We start from the raw sequence: 18,549 nt of genomic DNA, 5'->3' as shown, positions 1-18,549 counted from the left end.
TGAAGGCAACTGGTTGCATTCATTTTTTTAATATTTCCGATTATTAAATTCCGTTGTTATTATTGTAGGTATGCTCAGAAGATAAGTTCTCTTTTCGCTGTAATTAGTGTTTCAGCACAAGATATAAAAAAAGGATCGGCCTGTCCTTTTCGTTTATTTGATTGTGCTACTGGCAACACAAAGTAAGATAGATTGATTTGCTTTCATACTAATCTCTCTTTTTTATTTCAGTAGATTTTGAAAAATAGAAAACACCCTATATAAGTGAAAATATTTCTTCATATAGAGATAAATGGAACTTAATAAGATATTCATACGTACTTATATGGAGATTATCAGCATGATCATTCAATCTTTTTGGGAGGTTATATTTTATGTCTATTAAGAGATGCGACAAATGCGAAGAAGAATTAATCAAATGTTATGTAGATCAAGGATTTAAGGGAATTCTAGTAAAAAATCATGAAGGAGATAAAATGTTTGGCAACAAGAAAAATACGAGAGTAAATCCTTATATATGTGGAAATTGCGGTTACACTGTGTGGTATGCAGATGAACCAACAAAAATAAGGTGAATTTTTTAAGAATGAACGAAGAAATGAGGTCTATCCATCATATGAGATTTCATTTTATTGACGTATTAAAGACGATTGTCATTTGTTTGTTTTGGTCACTAGGTATATTGTTAGTTGGTATCATATTATTGATGATTTTTGGTGATCATCATTATTCTGATGCAAGATTAGTGCTTACTGGCAGCCTATTAATTCCTATATTTATTGCAATTTTATATACGATAAAAAAGCATCTATTAGTTAAAAATGGATTAGGTTGGGATGCTCTAGGTTTTGTACCACTAAAGAAAAATCAACTGTTGAAGCTAGTATGGCAGGTGCCATTGTGTTGGTTTATCATTATCATTTCTCAAATAATCAGTTTTGCCTTGTTTTTTGGAGACGAAGTAAAATATACCAAATCAAGTAGTACAGCTGAATTGTTAAGTGTTGGTGGGTGGAAGATGATCATCGTATTTATAGGAATGGCTGTTATTACACCTATATTGGAAGAGATCATTTTTAGAGGGGGAATTTTTAGAGCTCTTTATGAAAAGTGGAATTTTCCAATTGCAGCTTTCGGTTCCGCATTTCTATTTATGCTTGCACACGTACTGATCCCCTTTATTATGCCGGCAATTTTTGTAATGGGACTCGCTTTTGCTTACCTTTATCATCAGTACAAAAGTATTTATGCCCCTATCATTCTGCATATGTTTATAAATGGGATCAATGTGATAGCTGTAAACTTTGTACTATGAAAGAGTTAAATCTAAGGCACAAATGATGATGAAAATTCTAAATCTATTCATCTATTTAATGAAAGATGGTGATTGACTCAATAGTAAGTGCTCTTTTAGTTATATAAATAAATATTCCCCCACATAGCCCAAAAATAAAATGAGAAGTGCTTTATCTTAAATGTGCGCTTATAAGAAGCAGAGTACATTTTAGAAAGAGGCCTTCTTAAAAAAATGGATATGTTTTTTCCATGTGTTCTCCTATAACTTATTCATATCTGTTTACAGGCAGTATACTGCGGTATTGTTTTGAAACAAAGGCTAGATAAACCTTTAAGTACTTCCAGCTAAAATAAGCGATAGAACCGATAATGCCACCGACCACGAGTGCGAAGACCATGCTCCATTCTGTCGGAACAGAAATGCCGGGGCCAATATCCATTTGAATCCATGTAACCCCGAAAGAACGAATAATACCTGCTAGGATAACAAGAACAGTACAAAAACCAAAACCATATGCGATTGTTGCTAATATTGGTACGATAATGACACTTAATTGTGGAATAAAAACCAATTATACGTAAGATCTTTCTCATGGAAGAGGTTGGGTTTTGCTGTAGGAGATGTTCGCTACGGTATGCTTTCGCCAGCTTTCTTGGATCACCTAACTTTCCCAAGATTACTGGTTCCAATTGGCCGTTTCGTATACCTTCTGCAATATGACTTTTGATTTCATGAACAATTTCAAGCCGGTCTTTCTCGGGGAGTTTTTTTAAGCCCCTATCTAATGTCTCCAAATAGTTTTTCACTAACGGACTCATGTGTATCACCTCCTCGTTTTTGCATGAGTCTTTATTTCATTACTTCCAAATATCTTATATTCATACAATTTATCACATTCTACTGTTTATAGCAAGGTACTGGTTATTATGAAGCTGTTAAAACAAATAAAGAAGTTTTGGTGGAATGATTGTTCATTTCGCGAAATTACATGATTTATCATCCACTCTACTTTTTTTTAGCCAAGCGAAATTGAATAATGCTCAAATATCTAACAACTGACACATCTCTACCAATCCAACAGCAATGATTTTACAACCACAGCATACTCTCGGAGCCATAGCTTTATCTTTACTATTTCCGGTGTAGGAGCAGCTAAAAATTGCGGTTCAAATCCTACGCGTTTAGCAATTATTCCAGCTCGAAATAAGTGAAAATCACTGCTTACAATCACAATATCTTTTTGTTTACCTCCAATTAATTGCTTTGTAAACAACAAATTTTCATACGTCGATGTCGAGCTTTCTTCTTTTATGATTCTATTTTTTTCTATGCCATTATCTTCTAGAAACCTAGCCATTGCTTCCGCCTCTGTGATAATTTCTCCAGCTCCTTTTCCTCCTGAAACAATCACCTTCGTATTTGGATTCGCTTCTAAATAAGTGAAGGCCGCATTCATTCGATATAACAATGACAGCGACATCTGTTCTCCATCTAATTTCGCCCCTAGCACCACCAAATAATCCGCATTAGGCTCTGGTGATTTTTTTCCCGCATTTACTATGGAAAGATGGATGACAACAAATGAAAAACAACAAATAAAGATCACTATAGAAAACCATTTTTTCATCCTCTACACCTTTTTCTTCTATGCAGCTTTTTATCTTATCATCTTACATAATAGCTCTTATATCACTTATTTATTAATACCCGCAAAGAAAATTGCTTTCTTTTTGCGGGTATTAGTTTTTTGGCATCGGTAAATGATTGAAAAACGGTTGAAAATGATGTTTAAAAACGTTCTCTCAATTGGTTTCTATTTATCTCCAAAACATTCCTCTGTCATCTTTATCAACGATCATTAATTGTTTTATAAAATCTTCATCGGGGATGATGTCCTCAACAAAATGCCATTTTTCCTTACTATCTCTCCAGTAAACTTTCCATTTATTTTGTTCTAATCGAAATTGGGCAATATGTAATTCAACCCATCTATCACTCTGAAAAGCAGGCCTTTCTTCTACAAGCGTGACGTTATTGCCTCTAAACTTAAAGTTAAGTCTTCTTTGGTTCCTGATGTTTTTGGGCACTTTCTGTTCAATATAATCCGACATGATTTTTTCAATTCTATGTTTAGTGAATGCATCCATGAGCCACACCTCATTCGGTTTTTATTATCATATTCTATAATAAATTCTAATAGCCTTCTTGATTGACGAACCGAAGCCGTTGTTCATTTCATGAAACTGTTTATATCTAAACCTTTGTATACTATCCTGTATTTAAATAATCCCTTTGGTTGAAATCCCCCTCCATCTTTTATACAATACCACTAATTGATAATCATTTTCACTTGTGTAAAGGAGAGAATAAAAGGTGAGTAAAAGGCAGATTCCTTCTACATCATTGCTTTTTTATTTATCCGATATTGATATCTGATTCACTCTTCACAATGGAGCTTTCAATATATAACAGCCATGCAGCATACATTAATCATTTTTGTCCAAGGCAGTGGAACGATATGTATTGATGATAAACCATATTTGCAGCACAAGGCAAAAGCTTTCTTCTGCCATCCGTGGATATTTATTTAATTATAAGAGAATGTAAATGTCAGAGGTAATAACACGTCCCAAATGTATCAACCAAAGATGAAGGAAGAGGGATGACCTTTATGTTATTCTCAGCTAGGGAAATCAAGAAAATCAGTCAGAGTAAGTTAAAAAGTATGTGTAAATGCAGAGGCAAGATGGACGGCAGAAGGAATCACGACGGCTTCTTCATGTCATTGCCTGTGCAGGAGGTGGATTCTTATGTTTAATATGGAGAAAGCAACCGATGGCAATAATAGAATGTCGCTAGATGATGTCCGGAAATATATGGGGATCCATTATGATAAGCAGCTATCTATTGACTATCTTGCGCGTATGGCAGGACTAAGTCCGAACTATTTTGGTGAAGCGTTCAAGAAAGCATTTGGTCAGAGCACCACCGATTACATGACAGAACTTCGTATCGGCCACGCTAAACAGCTGCTTCGAGATTCTGATTTATTTCTACGCGATATCGCGCGAAAAGTCGGCTACAACGATGAGTTTTATTTCAGCCGGAAATTTAAGAAAGAGGTAGGTGTCTCACCTTCTGCTTATAGCAAAAATTCTCGAAAACGAATTTCTGTCTTTTCAGTCTCAGCAATCGGGCATTTGCTGGCACTTGGTATTGTTCCAGTTGCCGCCCCGCTGAATCCAAAATGGAGTCCATATTATTACTACTATTATCATTATAGGATCAAAGTACATTTAGATATTAGCAATAGCGAAACGGAGGAAAACTTCAAGAAGCTGTTGTCAGCTAAACCGGATGTATTATTTGTACAGGACATACCCTCGGTCAATATAATAAAGCGTTTGAAAATGAGTGGAATCGATATAATCCCCATTGAAGCTAAAGACTGGAAAGCACAACTTAGAGAATTAGCAAGCGCATTGGAGAAGCAGACGCGCTGCGAAAACTGGATTCACACTTATGAGACTAAAGCAGCACAAGCGAGGGAGAGCATTCGTGAGTATGTTGGCAATGATGTATTTGCAGTTCTTAGGTTATCTGGAAATAAAATATATTTGTACAGCAATCTAGGTATCAGAGATGTCATTTATAACGATTTACAGCTGAACCTCATTCATCCAGAGAGAGTGCCATGCAATGAGCAAATATCGTTTGAGCAACTATCTGATTTGAATCCCGACCGCCTGCTCTTACTTGTCTGTCCTGATACAGAGACGCGAAATTACTGGCTTTCGCTGCAATATCTCTCACAGTGGAAAAAACTGAAGGCAGTAAAAAACGAGCATCTTTATCTTATACCAGCTGATCCGTGGTTCGATTATTCATGCATAGGAATGAACCGAATTTTGGATGAAATGCTGCTTATGCTAACTGGGAAAAATCCAAATCCCTTTCCTGCTCCTGTCCATGGAGTCCTGCCTGACATTGATTTATAATGCTACACATGAGAATCATTATCAACGAAAGGGGACTTTAATCATGAAGCAAGTTTTCAGCAATCATGGCAGAAAAATTGCCTCCATACTTTCCATCCTGTTGCTAGCAACTAGTTTCCTTGCTGCCTGCAGCTCAAAATCGGAAGGTACAGAACAGGCAAAACAGAAAACAACAGATTCAGCCAGTTCATCGAAAACGGCTGCTGATAGCAGCAAAGAGAAAATCAACGCCTATCCGTTGACTGTAACAGATGAGCTCGGAAATAAGGTGACGATACCAACTAAGCCGACCCGCATATTTGCCCCGGTAATGGAGGATTCCTTAGTCGCGCTAGGCATTAAACCGGTTCTCCAATGGGCGAACAGTGTTCAACCACAGCTATATTTACAAGATCAGTTAAGCGATATACCAGAGATTAACTTTACTAGCGGCCATCCTCCGGCAGGAGAAGCAATTATGGCGTATGAACCAGATCTGATTGTTTTGCACCATGCCAATTATGCCAAGAATGACGTGTATGAACAATATTCAAAGATTGCCCCAACCTATGTGTTCAAGAACGCTTCTGGCGATCTGAACAGTTCTATTCAAGTTTTAGGTCAACTGCTGGATGAGCAAGATAAGGCAGAACAAGCCTTACAAAACTACAACAAAAAGATGAAAGAGGCAAGGTCTAAGCTGGCGTCTATTACGAAAGGGAAAAAGGTGGTGCTGATTCGCTTTAATCAGAAAGGCACGTTCTTTATGGGCTACGATTCCTTTGGAGGTTATGTGTTAACTCATGAGCTTGGTTTTGAACAAAGTGATATGGTAAAGGACGGTGCCTTGGAAGTGTCCTTTGAAATATTGCCCGAATTAGATGCCGATTATATTTTCCTCGTAAATGGCAATATGGCAGAAGATTATTTAAAGGAACTGAAGGAAAGTAAAATATGGCAGAGCATGCCTGCAGTCAAAAATGGTCAAGCTTACGAGGTTTCAGGTGATTATTGGGGCTACGGCGGCGTTATCGCTCACGAGAAAGTGATTGAGGAAGCAATGGGGTTCCTTTTACCATGAGTGGAATGATAAGAGTACCTTATACGCTAGAAAGATATTTTGAATACCAAATGACATCGCAACGACAACTGGAATATCGAATGATGGTAGCATCTCCTAAAGATAAGCCTCCTCCCAACGGCTATGCTGTTATTTATGCATTAGATGGGGATGCGCTTTTCCAAACACTTGCAGAAACAGTCAAGCTGCAAACACGTAAGCCTAAAGGATTTGATCCCATTTTAGTAATTGGCATTGGCTATCCATCACGTGAACCATTCGATATGGAACGGCGTTGCCGTGATTTTACAATGCAGATCCATGAATCTACTCTCCCGTCTCGACCTGATGGGAGTCCATGGCCGCCTAGTGGCGAAGCGGATGATTTCTTAAAATTTATCGAACAGGAACTGATGCCTGTGATTTCTAAAGAATTTCCAATCAATAAGAACAGACAAGCCATTATTGGTCATTCTTTGGGAGGTCTTCTGACGCTTCATGCCTTGTTTACAAGACCTTACTTGTTCACCCATTACGTGTCGGGAAGTCCCTCTATCTGGTGGGGAAATAACGAAGTTCTAAAAGAACAGGAAAGGCTCGCTGAGACTTGGCAAGGGGAGTATCAGAGAAATTTGCTGCTGACAATTGGTGCTAATGAGCTTCCCGATATGCTAGATGGAGTAGAACAGATGGCTGAACGTATGCAACCCTTATCGGAAAAAGGCATACAAACAGAATCAGTCAAATTCGCTGGCGAAGACCATGTGAGCGTTCTTCCAGCTATACTTAGCCGCATTCCAAGATTCCTATGGTCATAAGAAAGTTCGGTACCCCCTCTTGTTTTGCAGAGGGGGTTCCTCAACACTCTCCAACACTTCTTCGATCCTAATTTTTGTAAATGATGAGAAATCCCTCCTTTACACTAAAATCCTTAAAATGTAAGGTTATATTCATTTTAAATTAAGCTTCTTCTATCATACTAATGAAAGGAAGACTTTAAGTAGAACAACCAACGAGTGAAGCTTCCATTAGTGAGGGTTTTTCTCATCCCCCACTGATAAAAAATAGAACAAAAGCGAAGGACACAACGTCCTCGAAAAAGGAAACTGCTTTTTCTTTATGCAATGATGATTCAATAGTTTTCCTTATCCTGTCGGCCCGAGCCAATTGGAATTTTGACTTTCAATTTCTCCCACCTGGCGCTTCTGTATCCCCTAATTTTTTGAAGCTTGCCATTGAGATGTGGGATAAACTTTTTTCCCCTTTTAGAACGAGATCATAAAATGATGAAACCAAGAGATAGAAAAATCTTAAATAAAAATAGGAGTAGAACAATATGAAAGAAAAATTAAAAAGCTTTTTTAAAGAAGTGGAAGAAAATCAATTAATGAACGGAACCGTATTGATTGCTAAAGATAATACGATATTATTTAAAGGAGCCTTTGGCGAGGCAGAAATTCAGCCAAAAAGATTACTAAATGAGACTTCTATCTTTAATCTCGCGTCCGTTTCCAAGCCAATTACTGCAATCGGAATTATTTTGTTAGTACAGTCTAAACAAATATCATTTGATGATGATATTGGGCATTGGTTCCCACAACTCCCTTATAAAAATATTACTATTAGACATTTGCTGCATCATACATCAGGTCTGCCTGACTTCTTGGATTTGTTTAAAAATCATTGGGATAAGCGTAAAATTGCTGTTAATCAAGACGTATTAGACCTATTGATTCAATATCAGCCAGAAAGATTATTTGAGTCTAATGAACGTATGGAATATAGCAACACAGGATATGTGATGTTAGCACTCATTATTGAAAAAGTGACGGGATTATCCTTTAGCGAGTATATGAAAAAAGAAATTTTTCAGCCGCTGAATATGCATCATACAGAAGTATATACACAACGATTGACTGAAGAACAACTAGAAAATTATGCATATGGATATATATTTGATGTTTATCAATATAAGTATGTACTGCCAGATCATTTTCCTGAAACAACATTTGTGACTTATCTGGACGGAATTGTCGGAGATGGAGCAATTCATTCTACAATTAATGATTTGTACTTATTAGATAGGGTGTTAAGAAATGGCGAATGGATTCACGATGATTTATTGAAGGAGGCTTATACACCAGCCAAGCCAAAAAATGGAGGGCCTTTTACTTATGGGTTCGGATGGATATTAGAAGAGGATGCTGATAAAGGAAGGTGTGTATTGCATAGCGGCGGCTGGCCAGGATATGCAACACATTATAGAAGGTATCTTGATCAAGACATTGTGATGATTTTCTTAAGAAATAAAGAGCAAGATTTTGAATTTGAACAATTGATTATAAAAGCTGTAGAGAATATTATTTTCGATGCTCCTTACGAAATTCCAAAAAAGCCAACATTCAATAAAGCCATTAAATTACCAATTGATGATTTGAAAAAATATGTAGGCATGTATGAGTTGATGGAACACCCAAATGCAACAATCGAAGTATCGATGGAAGAAGATAGATTAATGTTGCAGCTGCCTAGCACAATGAAACTGGAAATGCATGCTTCATCCAAAAATGAATTTTTCCTAAGAGGGTTATCCGTAAGTGCTCACTTTAGCGAGAAAGAATTAGAGATTTATTTATCCATCGATAATGGCAACGGCATTCAAACAGCGAAGAAAATATAAAGTGAAACTTCCATGAGTAGGGGTTTTCTCTCATCCTCTACTCATGGGAAGTAGAACAAAGGCTAAGGCCGCAACACCCTCGAAAAATAAAACCACTTTTTCTTCGTGCGATGTTGATTCAAGAAGCTTTCCTTATCCTGTCGGCCCGAACCAATCGGATATTTGACTTCAGTTATCCCCACCTAGCGCTTCTGATTCCTCTCTTACTCCCCGAGGTGGGGGTCTTGACTCGCCAGTTAGATGCGGGATAAATAAACAAAGAATTAGAAGAGGGTGCTTGTAAACTGCACAAGCACCCTTCTTTATTCTTGAAACTTCTTGCGATACTCATAAGGTGTCTCAAACATGATTTTTTTGAACGCACTCGTGAATTTACTCGGATTATCGTAGCCAACTTCATTTGCAATTCTTGTAATGGAGAAATTAGTTGTTTGGAGCAATTGTGATGCTTTTTTCATCCGCTGCTGTCGAATATATCGATAAACTGTCGATCCGACAACCTGTTTGAAGCCTTCTTGAAGCTCTAAAGGAGATAGATGAAATTCTTTAGCCAATTGGTTTACGATCAATGTTTGGCCCAAGTTATGTTCGATTCTTTCCTTGATCTCAATAATTCGTTTATAATTTCGACATTCCTGTGATGCACGAAGAGCGGCATGATGTATTTTGGGAGCTGCAAACAAGGATAGAACTCATTGATCAATATGAGAGACGGAAAAATTTGAGCGCGGTTATGGTTCATTCAACGATCAGCAAATCGTACGCATACAACAGCTGGAAGAAAGCGACGACATTACTTCCATTCTTCCTTATCTTGTCTTTAGAAACTATAACCAATTTATTCAAAATACGGCCATGTTAGTCATTATCAGTGTGCTGTTCATTGTTTCGCCTACTTTTTTAAAGGATCGGCTGCAGCACCTACGAGACCTTCAATATACAGCTAAAACAGGCAGATCATTATTTAAGAAGAAAGCTGCTGCTGGCCTAATCAGTACGTTGATCATTGTCACAGCTGAGCTAATGTTCTATTTTTATCTTTATTCGTTTAATGAGACACAGATGTTTTTCCAGTCGCATATCAATTCTATTTTCAATGGAAACTTCTTATGGTTCAATCTCACCTTTATCCAGTATATTGTCATATCCATCATCGCTGTATATATATTGGCAATTGCTTTTTCCCTGCTTGCTATGTCGGTTTCAAGTATAGCGGCGAACTACATCGTGCTCATCGGCATACAGCTTCCAATTGCGATTTTTGCTTTTTCTTTTGGATTCGATTATCAATACGGACGATCGGGAGTATTTATTTGGCAAAATGGTTGGTACCAATCTGCTACATTTCCATGATTACAGGTGGGATTCTCTTTATCTTCTTCATGTGGAAAAGAGAGAAGCGAATGGATATTGCAGCATAAAAAAGGGGCGGCTCAAAGGAACGGCAGAAGCGTTCTTTTGAGCCGTTATATTCTAATTAAGTTATTTTCCCCCCATCACTTCGATCACTTCTTCAATTCCTTTAATTTTTGCTAATGCTAGCGGTCCTGGCAGCGAAGGGTCTTCCAGATCATATACTTGGCCGTTTTGAACTGCATTTAAACTATTCCATACTTTATTGTCTTTTAAATCTGCTTTCACCCCGCCTTCAATTGGTTCCTGCCAATTATTCACAACAAATAGGTGGTCTGGATTCAGCTCTGCCAATGCCTCCAATGATAATGTACCACCCTTTTCAGCGCCTTTTGTCGGCTTTAATCCTAGTCCGTTGTAGAAAGGATCAAATCGTTCCTCTTCCCAAGTCACAAATTGTTCCTTCCCCCGATACATCGTAAACAAAACAGATTCTTCACTTCTAAATGCAAGCTGCTCTTTGTAAGCAGCTGATTTGCGGTCAAATTCTGCAAGCACACTTTCTGCTTTCTCCTCTTTTCCAATCACTTCAGCAATTTGCTGCAGCGTTTCCCGCCAATCTCCTGCCTCAGGGAAAATGACAGTAGGCGCAATTTGCGATAATGTATCATATTGATCTGCCATATCGTTAGCAGCTATAATGATATCCGGCTCTGAAGCCAACAGTTTTTCAATATCGACCTCATGCCCGAGATCCATGATTTCCTTTCCTTCAATCATCTTGCTTAAATATGGAAAGTTTCTTTCTATAATTGCGATTCCCTGACCCGCAATCGGATATTCATCTAAAACAGCTAAATAATCCACAAAAGAAATATAAGGTGTGGCAATTCTCACTGGCTTCTCTTCAATTACTGTTTCCCCTTGCAAATGTTTGATTGTTCGTGGAAATGACGATTGCGCTTTACTCTCCCCACTTGAAGAAGCAGGTTTTTTTTCTGCTTCTGTTTTTGTGCTTCCTGTATTCTCTGCACATCCAGCAATCATCAACATCATTGCAAGAATAATGATCCTACCTATCCAGCTTTTCCTTTTCATTCTTCTCTCTTTCTCCTTCACTATTAATTGATAAAGATTATCATTTTCATGTAAATCCTACTATAATACGAAAAAGTAATCTACCAGTAGCCGGATAGGTACAGCTGGTTGGCGGGATAATCAATCATTTTTGAAAAATGTGATGATTGAAAAAATAAGACCAAAAAAGCTCCTGTTCACTAAGGAAACAGGAGACAATGATATCTTTAAAAAGATCGTCTTATCAATTCTCCAGGATTAATTCCATATTTTGTTCGGAACGCTTCCGCAAAATAACTTGGGTTGGAGTAGCCGACAGCACAAGATACTTCGTTTACATTCATTTTTCCGTTTTGCAGCAATAAAAAGGCCTTTTCCAACCGTTTTTCCCGCAAATAGCCGAATACAGTTGTACCGTACATTTCTTTAAAACCTTTTTTTAATTTATAATCGTTCAAATCAATCCATCGCGCTAATTCAAGTAGTGTTGGCGGCTCTGTCATATGTTCTACAATAATGTCTCGAGCTTGACGGATTTTTCCCACATCACGTTTGGAAAATCTTGCAGGTTCAGGTTCGCTGTCAAATAGGAAGGAACGAAAAGCCATTGATAAAAGCTGTAGTGCACTACATTCTAATTCGAGGTTTTTCATACTGCCAGTTTTAACAGATTGACAGATTTGCTTAGCAATAACGGAGGCGGCTGGATCGATTTTTTCTTTAAACATTCGATAAGATTTTTTTCCAAGAATTTGAGCAAAATCAATCGATCTTGTATGCACGCCACTGACTTCTTCCATAAAATAGTCGAAGGTTGAAACTGGAATCGCAATTCCCATCATCATATATGGCTGGCTTTCTTTAAATTCAAAATGCGCATTTACTTCTTTCATCAATTGCAATGTACATGATCCCGAAGCAAGTTCATGCTGGTTTCCAGAAACATTCGCTTCTCTCAAGCCTTGAAAGCAATAGCTAAGCTCAATCATAGGGCGCTTCGTTGACATCCTCATTTTATAAGCTCGATATAGCTTGTATTCAGAAATAACGACTTCCAAATCCATCCGAGGAATGAAGCGAAAAATAGTCCCCTCCCCTATTTCTTGATGAGGGGCCAGCTTCTCCGTCCTTTTCCCATGCTTCCTAGACACGCGAAATTCATCAAAAAAAAGATTAAAATTCTGATGGAAGTCAGTCGTATGCATCCTCTCGCCCTCCAATAGCAAAAATCGCTGCGGTAAAACAACGATGATAATGATTTTCAATATTATATAGAAAGTATAGCAAATCATTTTTGTTTTTACTATTGTTAATGCTGCTGTATGACAAATCGCCATGAAAATGTTGCATAAACTAGTTTTGAAATCGACATTGTGTCGTAATTGATGAAAATCTCATATATTTTGGAAAGGACGAGCATTCATTTTCAATGAAGAAGGATAGCCTGCATCTATCTCCTATACCAATTTGTTAAAATAAAAAAGGATGTCCCTAAAACTTCGGAACATCTCTCATAAAGCTCATTTCTTCTTTACTATCGATACTAAATTAGGTTGTGAATATCCGATTGCATATCAATTGGATCAATGACTGCTTCCATTTTTTCATTTACTACCAAGGTCATTCGTTTTTCAGCATTGTATTTTGGCCAAATCATAGCATTTTCCTTGTTTGGTGTGCCCTCTTCTATAAAGTGGGTGAGTGCTTCCTGAAACTTACTAGATAGAGAGCGAATCATTTTATCATCTGCGTTCTCAAGCATCGGAGCATTTTCCCATTTTTCAAAGTTGCCAAAAACAAACGGCAGCTCAAAGCAGTGACATGAAAAAAGGATTACTAGATGGGTAGGTAATTTATACTCTATTCGTTTTATCATATTAGAAGATACGGCAAGGTGTTCATCACGAGTTCTCATCTTTGAATAAAAATTCCCGTCCTAGAGTTGACATGTTATATAGATTTATAGAGTATCATGACGTAATATGACTTTCCTCATTAACAGGGAAGCACTGTTGAATTCGTTGATTGACTTTGAAGGAAGCTGGCATCATCTCATTTTGTATATAATAAGTACTTAAACGATGTGCATGATTCAACCACAAACGCCGCAGCCGCTCTCGCTCCCTTTCTGCCCATAAGTAATCATACGCTCCAAAATAATCTCCAGTATATGTTCTCACTAAACGCTCATAGATTTGCATATTGTCGTATTCAAGCGGCTCCAATTGCTTTAAATCTCTTTCCCACTCTTCCGTGTCAATACTTACAGACCCAATATCAAAAGTATAGCCATCATTCAAGTCATCTCTTTTTATCGAGATTCCTTCCAATCCGTACATTTCCAACGATTGCCGAATGTGAAAGACCGTCGTATAAAGCAGTTTTTCCCGTCTAGATACATCAAAGTCTGGCCATAAAAGTTCCAGAAGAGAGTCCCGATGAATGAAACTTCCTCGGTAGTGAAGCATATAAGCAAATAATTCCTGCGCTTTCGCCGTCCGCCATTTCATCACTTCAAATGTTCCATCCGGCAATTCAACCTTCAATGTATTGAAACAGCTTATGTGTTGACGTTCTTGTTCTATTTCCAGACGCATCATTTTCCGATGTAACAGACGCTCATTCAAACGCTCCACTGTTTTCTTTAGACGCTCTAGCCGAATTGGCTTCATCACGTAATCAATTGCATAAAGATCAAAGGCATCCACAGCGTATCGATCATACCCTGTGATAAAAACAATCTCTACATCAGAAAAGTTCTCCTGTATGCGCTCACCTATTTCCAATCCATTCATTTCAGGCATATGAATATCTAAAAAAACAACATCAGGCTGAAGAGATGTTACCGCTTCACAAGCTTCGAGAGGATCTAAATATGCACCAACAACCTCAACGCCTTCCATCTCGTTTTCTAGCATCTTTTTTAAATACGTTAAAGGCAAAGACTCGTCATCGACTAATATCGCTCTCATTAGTTCTACTCCTCTTTCCGTTTTTACATACCTGACAAGGCATCTTTTTTCAGTCATAGCAGGGTTTCGATAACTTATACCGAATACTTAATTATTATGATAACAAAATTAATCGAACTCCCAAAATTAAAAATTATATTGATTGTCATCTTGTTTTTGACGGTACTCATTGGTGCTCGGCTGTTATTTCTTTCTTCCCATCAATTCCCTGACTATCCACATCCAGTTCAAGGTGTATTAGACTTAAGAGATTATGAACTTAAAAACAACAAGACGATTTCATTAGATGGCGAATGGGAGTTCTATCCAAACCAATTAATAGCACCAAACAAAATCAAAGCGCTTAATAGTGAAAAAAACTACATGGAAATACCAAAACTATGGGAAGATGAAAAAATATCTTATCAATACGGAACTTATCGACTGCGTATACTCGTTAATGACAAGTTGCAGTCGTATGGAATTCGGGCTCCTGTCGTTCGGTCAGCTTCCCAATTATTCGTAAATGAACAATTACTAAACAAAGTTGGCCAAGTGTCGGAAAAAGTTGAGAATTATATACCGAAAAAAGTTCCGTATTCAAGCATCTTTACAGTTGACGGAAATGAAATTGATATTGTGATTCATGTTGCCAACGCTGACTTTACTGGGAAAGGCGGTATTAACCAAACCATTTCATTTGGAAAAGGGGCAGCAATCGAACGTGATAAATGGGTTTCTATCATGATACAGCTAATGGTGTGCATCGTTCTGCTTATTCATGTTCTTTATGCATGGCTATTGTATGTGATTGGCATTCGCCAAAAGACCGTGATTTCCTTCTTCTTTCTCATTTTATCTACGGTTATTTCGGTTCTAATTGATGATGACAGACTGATGTTCGCTTTCATACCGATTAATTGGGAATGGGCAACAAAAATTTATATCCTTTCCTATACAGGAACCGCTATCTTTCTTGTCCAATTTGTCAAGCACCTGTTTCCTAAATATACAAAACTGAGAATCTTGCGTTGGTTTGTACAGCTATGTGGCGTATATATGCTGATTGTTTTATTGGCACCTGCCCAATTGTTGACTCGTACAGCGATACCACTTCCTTATATAACATTAGTTTCTTCTCTTGGGATTGTGGTGCTTATTTTGCGAGCTGCCCTTAAAGAAGAAGAGGATAACATATTCTTATTGCTCAGTGCAACCGCCGTCGCATGCAACCTCACGTGGGGTGTTGCCAAAAATTTAGGTGGATTCCAAATGCCATACTATCCATTTGATGTATTAGCCTCTATTTTAGCTTTGGCGGCATTTTGGTTTAAACGTTATTTTCAAACATCGATTAAGATGGAACTGCTCTCTAAAAAATTACAAAAGGCTGATAAGCTAAAAGACGATTTTTTGGCGAATACATCCCATGAATTGCGCAATCCGCTTCATGGCATCATGAATATCGCTCAAACAATATTGACGAATGAAGGAAGTACATTAAATGAAAAAAATAAGAAAGATTTGGAATTGCTCATTACGATAGGAGAACATATGTCATTTACGCTTAATGACCTCCTTGATTTGACGCAGCTAAAAGAAAAAAACATTCAGCTGCAAATAAAAAGCCTCCAAATTCAAACTATCGCTGCGGGAGTATTTGATATGCTGCGTTTTATGACAGATAGCAAACCTGTTCAGTTGGTGCTTCATATTCCCGATTCATTTCCGAGTGTGGCTGCAGATGAAAATCGGCTTATTCAAATATTATTCAACTTGGTTCATAACGCAATTAAATTTACGAACGAAGGAAAAATTACCATTCGTGCGGAAGTGAAAAAAAAGCATGCATACATCCATATTGAGGATACAGGCGTTGGTATAGATGAAGCCACACAAAAAAGGATTTTCCACCCATATGAACAAGGTGATTCCAGCATTACAGCTATAGGGGGAGGAATTGGACTTGGGTTAAGTATTTGCAGACAGCTAGTAAAGCTGCATGGCGGAAGTTTAAAGGTTGCCTCCATTGTCGGCCAAGGTTCTGTCTTCACTTTTACATTGCCGTTGTCTAATCAGGTGGACGAGGAAGAGCCAGTGTTTTCAGAGGATCGCATAAGCAAGTCGATTGCACATGAAGCGTCACTTGCACTTCATACGCTAACATATCAAGAGACAGCAATAGATGCCAGACAAGATTCTGCCATTTCTACAAGCAATCCTAACATCTTAGCGGTAGATGATGATCCTATTAACTTGAAAATTCTTGTCAATGTTCTATCAACAGAGCAATATCACATTACAACAGCAACAAACGGCAGAGAGGCGCTTGCTAAAGTAAAAAGCAAGAATTGGGATTTGATTATAACAGACATTATGATGCCTCATATGTCAGGATATGAGCTGTCGCGTCTCATCCGAGAACGCTATACTATTTCTGAGCTCCCAATCCTCTTTTTAACAGCTCGCAGTCAAAGAGAGGACATATATACAGCGTTTCTTTCAGGTGCTAATGACTATGTGACGAAGCCATTGAAATCATTGGAATTGAAAGCGAGAGTAAGGGCATTAATCAATCTAAAACAATCAATTGAAGAACGTCTTCGTATAGAAGCTGCATGGCTTCAAGCTCAAATTCAGCCGCATTTTTTCTTTAACACATTGAGCGCGATTATGATGTTCAGTGAGACGGATAAAACGAAAATGAAAGCACTGTTAGAAGCTTTCAGCGATTATTTGCAAACAAGCTTTGATTTTCAAAACGCCGAACGTATTGTTCCAATTGAATACGAACTTGATCTAGTTCGTTCCTATCTTTCTATTACGGAAGTTCGTTTTGGAGACCGAGTACAAATCGTTTGGGAGGTGGACAAAGACATACAACTATCTTTACCCCCGCTTTCTATTCAGCCGCTTGTCGAAAATGCTATCCATCATGGGATATTAAAGCGCGGAAAAGGCGGAGTGATACGGATTCGGATTGCTGAACATGCGAGCCACTTTGAAATAGCGATCAGTGATGACGGTGTCGGCATGGACAAAGATGCACTCTCATCCCAACATCTCAAACGAAGAGGAATCGGCTTGGCCAATACCGATCAACGATTAAAACAGCTATATGGAAAAGGGTTGAATATTCAAAGTAATCCTGATCATGGGACTACCGTATCCTTCGTGATACCAAAGTAAACGGTCGTTTGTTTTATTCAAGCAATACTCGATCATATTTTATCAGCATATATACCGCTGCTTGATGTCTTGCTAGCATATCAAAATCAGGGCGTCGAACCAGAGCTAGTGAAGAGAATGATGTCTAGACTAGATGATTTATTTATGATGTGATAAAGAGTTGCAAAGCGATTATGAAAAAATCGGAATGAATAAAGCTTTTGGAATAATGGTAAGGAATTACAACATGTGATTCTCTCGTTTTTTAGTACAGAGTATGATAAAAAAGTACAGTAAAACGAAGGGGCTTTTGCTCAGCTCCTTCTTTTCCTATCAACATACATCAAATCATTACATCAATGCCTTCCTGGCCTCCGGTATTTTCCTCAAGTTTTTGTTGAGCAATATCTTCCTTTAATTTATCCATTCTCCATACTCCATCTTGAAATTGATCAATAAAGTAAGTCATTTTCTGAAGCGTAAGCGTCTTTTTTTCATGAGGATACAATTCTCTGCCAAGTGTTGCTGCTTGTTTTTCTTTTTTCTTTTCAAGATGCAAAAGGCTCAATTCGGCATTAATCATATAAGTCTTGAGTTTCAGCGTTGTTAGCAGTTGTTTTTTACTTTTTCTATCTCCTTGAAATGTCGAATGAATCATACCAAACTGACCAAGTGATCGGGACATGTCCTTTTCGTAATAATCAATCTGCTTGTTTATGCTGCTTCTTGGCTCTTTTGCTGGATGATAGCTCTCCTTCTTTTTGTACAGCCATTGTAATGGGGCTGCTTTAAACGATGAAAACATTACACTTTTCATCCCTATCCCCCCTTAGGTTCTCTATTATATAAATCGGCATCTTACAGCTGTTTGTGAACTACTCACCACTTATCCACCTTGCGGTCTGATTGAAGTGGGAGCTTCTTGGGAACTAGATACTTTTGTTAGCTATCTATATTTACCAAGCTATAAGGGTAGTCCCTACCCC

General features: G+C 37.9%; 17 protein-coding genes and 1 pseudogene. 8 read left to right on the top strand and 10 right to left on the bottom strand.

The annotated features are described in order from the left end of the window. The first annotated feature begins 374 nt into the window (after positions 1-374). Both J2S08_RS12210 and J2S08_RS12205 read left to right on the top strand, forming a co-directional pair. Complete coding sequence (locus J2S08_RS12210; protein ID WP_307229869.1) at positions 375-575, top strand: hypothetical protein; 201 nt, start codon at positions 375-377, stop codon at positions 573-575. An 11-nt stretch (positions 576-586) separates the two neighbouring features. Beyond that, positions 587-1,315, top strand: a complete 729-nt coding sequence (locus J2S08_RS12205; RefSeq protein ID WP_307229867.1) for a CPBP family intramembrane glutamic endopeptidase — start codon at positions 587-589, stop codon at positions 1,313-1,315. 247 nt (positions 1,316-1,562) lie between these two features. Here the strand turns inward: J2S08_RS12205 and J2S08_RS12200 are convergent, their stop codons facing one another. The 4 genes and pseudogenes from J2S08_RS12200 to J2S08_RS12185 all read right to left on the bottom strand — a co-directional run bounded on the left by J2S08_RS12200 (position 1,563) and on the right by J2S08_RS12185 (position 3,444). Continuing rightward, positions 1,563-1,868, bottom strand: coding sequence for a hypothetical protein (locus J2S08_RS12200; protein ID WP_307230062.1), 306 nt, complete (start codon positions 1,866-1,868; stop codon positions 1,563-1,565). Positions 1,869-1,992: 124 nt separating this feature from the next. After that, positions 1,993-2,115 (bottom strand): annotated as a pseudogene (locus J2S08_RS12195) (HAAS signaling domain-containing protein); the annotation flags it as partial. 248 nt (positions 2,116-2,363) lie between these two features. Further along, on the bottom strand, positions 2,364-2,924 hold the full coding sequence (locus J2S08_RS12190) for a YdcF family protein (RefSeq protein WP_307229865.1): 561 nt from the start codon (positions 2,922-2,924) through the stop codon (positions 2,364-2,366). Between the two features lie 190 nt (positions 2,925-3,114). Next, positions 3,115-3,444: a DUF3024 domain-containing protein gene (locus J2S08_RS12185; RefSeq protein ID WP_307229864.1), complete on the bottom strand. Its 330-nt coding sequence runs from the start codon at positions 3,442-3,444 to the stop codon at positions 3,115-3,117. A gap of 663 nt (positions 3,445-4,107) precedes the next feature. Here J2S08_RS12185 and J2S08_RS12180 point away from each other — a divergent pair. From J2S08_RS12180 to J2S08_RS12165, 4 genes are all read left to right on the top strand, one after another. Further along, entirely contained in the window at positions 4,108-5,295 is a 1,188-nt protein-coding gene (locus J2S08_RS12180; protein WP_307229862.1) for an AraC family transcriptional regulator, read from the top strand. 43 nt (positions 5,296-5,338) lie between these two features. Continuing rightward, entirely contained in the window at positions 5,339-6,355 is a 1,017-nt protein-coding gene (locus J2S08_RS12175; protein WP_307229860.1) for an ABC transporter substrate-binding protein, read from the top strand. Then, a complete protein-coding gene (locus tag J2S08_RS12170) occupies positions 6,352-7,152 on the top strand; it encodes an alpha/beta hydrolase (protein ID WP_307229858.1) in 801 nt (266 codons plus the stop codon). Before J2S08_RS12175 ends, J2S08_RS12170 begins: the two co-directional genes overlap by 4 nt. Positions 7,153-7,670: 518 nt before the next feature. Further along, a complete protein-coding gene (locus tag J2S08_RS12165; protein WP_307229856.1) occupies positions 7,671-9,014 on the top strand; it encodes a serine hydrolase in 1,344 nt (447 codons plus the stop codon). Between the two features lie 302 nt (positions 9,015-9,316). Here J2S08_RS12165 and J2S08_RS12160 read toward each other — a convergent pair whose 3' ends face one another. Next, the gene (locus J2S08_RS12160) at positions 9,317-9,697 is read right to left on the bottom strand and encodes a helix-turn-helix transcriptional regulator (protein ID WP_307229854.1); all 381 of its coding nucleotides are present in this window, start codon (positions 9,695-9,697) and stop codon (positions 9,317-9,319) included. A gap of 172 nt (positions 9,698-9,869) precedes the next feature. Between J2S08_RS12160 and J2S08_RS12155 the strand changes: the two genes are divergently transcribed. Then, on the top strand, positions 9,870-10,367 hold the full coding sequence (locus tag J2S08_RS12155) for a hypothetical protein (protein WP_307229853.1): 498 nt from the start codon (positions 9,870-9,872) through the stop codon (positions 10,365-10,367). A 129-nt stretch (positions 10,368-10,496) separates the two neighbouring features. On the opposite strand, the gene J2S08_RS12150 is transcribed toward J2S08_RS12155, so the two are convergent. The 4 genes from J2S08_RS12150 to J2S08_RS12135 all read right to left on the bottom strand — a co-directional run bounded on the left by J2S08_RS12150 (position 10,497) and on the right by J2S08_RS12135 (position 14,416). Continuing rightward, positions 10,497-11,465: an ABC transporter substrate-binding protein gene (locus J2S08_RS12150; RefSeq protein WP_307229851.1), complete on the bottom strand. Its 969-nt coding sequence runs from the start codon at positions 11,463-11,465 to the stop codon at positions 10,497-10,499. 206 nt (positions 11,466-11,671) lie between these two features. Then, complete coding sequence (locus tag J2S08_RS12145) at positions 11,672-12,649, bottom strand: AraC family transcriptional regulator (protein WP_307229849.1); 978 nt, start codon at positions 12,647-12,649, stop codon at positions 11,672-11,674. Between the two features lie 338 nt (positions 12,650-12,987). Continuing rightward, positions 12,988-13,359: a carboxylesterase family protein gene (locus tag J2S08_RS12140; RefSeq protein ID WP_307229847.1), complete on the bottom strand. Its 372-nt coding sequence runs from the start codon at positions 13,357-13,359 to the stop codon at positions 12,988-12,990. A gap of 55 nt (positions 13,360-13,414) precedes the next feature. Beyond that, positions 13,415-14,416: a response regulator gene (locus J2S08_RS12135; protein WP_307229844.1), complete on the bottom strand. Its 1,002-nt coding sequence runs from the start codon at positions 14,414-14,416 to the stop codon at positions 13,415-13,417. Between the two features lie 96 nt (positions 14,417-14,512). On the opposite strand from J2S08_RS12135, the gene J2S08_RS12130 reads away from it, so the two are divergent. After that, positions 14,513-17,584, top strand: coding sequence for an ATP-binding protein (locus J2S08_RS12130; RefSeq protein ID WP_307229842.1), 3,072 nt, complete (start codon positions 14,513-14,515; stop codon positions 17,582-17,584). A 322-nt stretch (positions 17,585-17,906) separates the two neighbouring features. On the opposite strand, the gene J2S08_RS12125 is transcribed toward J2S08_RS12130, so the two are convergent. Further along, positions 17,907-18,380 carry a hypothetical protein gene (locus J2S08_RS12125; protein WP_307229840.1) on the bottom strand — a complete coding sequence of 158 codons (474 nt, stop codon included), beginning with the start codon at positions 18,378-18,380 and terminating at the stop codon, positions 17,907-17,909. Positions 18,381-18,549: the final 169 nt, after the last annotated feature.

Origin of the sequence: Bacillus chungangensis (genome assembly GCF_030812995.1) — a bacterium.
Taxonomy (GTDB): domain Bacteria; phylum Bacillota; class Bacilli; order Bacillales; family Bacillaceae_C; genus Bacillus_CF; species Bacillus_CF chungangensis.
This window is presented reverse-complemented; position numbering and strand designations above follow the sequence as displayed.

Coding starts and splice junctions, on each gene's coding strand:
- J2S08_RS12210 (WP_307229869.1), top strand. CDS start 375: ATGTCTATTAAGAGATGCGACAAATGCGAAGAAGAATTAATCAAATGT.
- J2S08_RS12205 (WP_307229867.1), top strand. CDS start 587: ATGAACGAAGAAATGAGGTCTATCCATCATATGAGATTTCATTTTATT.
- J2S08_RS12190 (WP_307229865.1), bottom strand. CDS start 2,924: ATGAAAAAATGGTTTTCTATAGTGATCTTTATTTGTTGTTTTTCATTT.
- J2S08_RS12185 (WP_307229864.1), bottom strand. CDS start 3,444: ATGGATGCATTCACTAAACATAGAATTGAAAAAATCATGTCGGATTAT.
- J2S08_RS12180 (WP_307229862.1), top strand. CDS start 4,108: ATGTTTAATATGGAGAAAGCAACCGATGGCAATAATAGAATGTCGCTA.
- J2S08_RS12175 (WP_307229860.1), top strand. CDS start 5,339: ATGAAGCAAGTTTTCAGCAATCATGGCAGAAAAATTGCCTCCATACTT.
- J2S08_RS12170 (WP_307229858.1), top strand. CDS start 6,352: ATGAGTGGAATGATAAGAGTACCTTATACGCTAGAAAGATATTTTGAA.
- J2S08_RS12165 (WP_307229856.1), top strand. CDS start 7,671: ATGAAAGAAAAATTAAAAAGCTTTTTTAAAGAAGTGGAAGAAAATCAA.
- J2S08_RS12155 (WP_307229853.1), top strand. CDS start 9,870: ATGTTAGTCATTATCAGTGTGCTGTTCATTGTTTCGCCTACTTTTTTA.
- J2S08_RS12150 (WP_307229851.1), bottom strand. CDS start 11,465: ATGAAAAGGAAAAGCTGGATAGGTAGGATCATTATTCTTGCAATGATG.
- J2S08_RS12145 (WP_307229849.1), bottom strand. CDS start 12,649: ATGCATACGACTGACTTCCATCAGAATTTTAATCTTTTTTTTGATGAA.
- J2S08_RS12140 (WP_307229847.1), bottom strand. CDS start 13,359: ATGAGAACTCGTGATGAACACCTTGCCGTATCTTCTAATATGATAAAA.
- J2S08_RS12135 (WP_307229844.1), bottom strand. CDS start 14,416: ATGAGAGCGATATTAGTCGATGACGAGTCTTTGCCTTTAACGTATTTA.
- J2S08_RS12130 (WP_307229842.1), top strand. CDS start 14,513: ATGATAACAAAATTAATCGAACTCCCAAAATTAAAAATTATATTGATT.
- J2S08_RS12125 (WP_307229840.1), bottom strand. CDS start 18,380: ATGAAAAGTGTAATGTTTTCATCGTTTAAAGCAGCCCCATTACAATGG.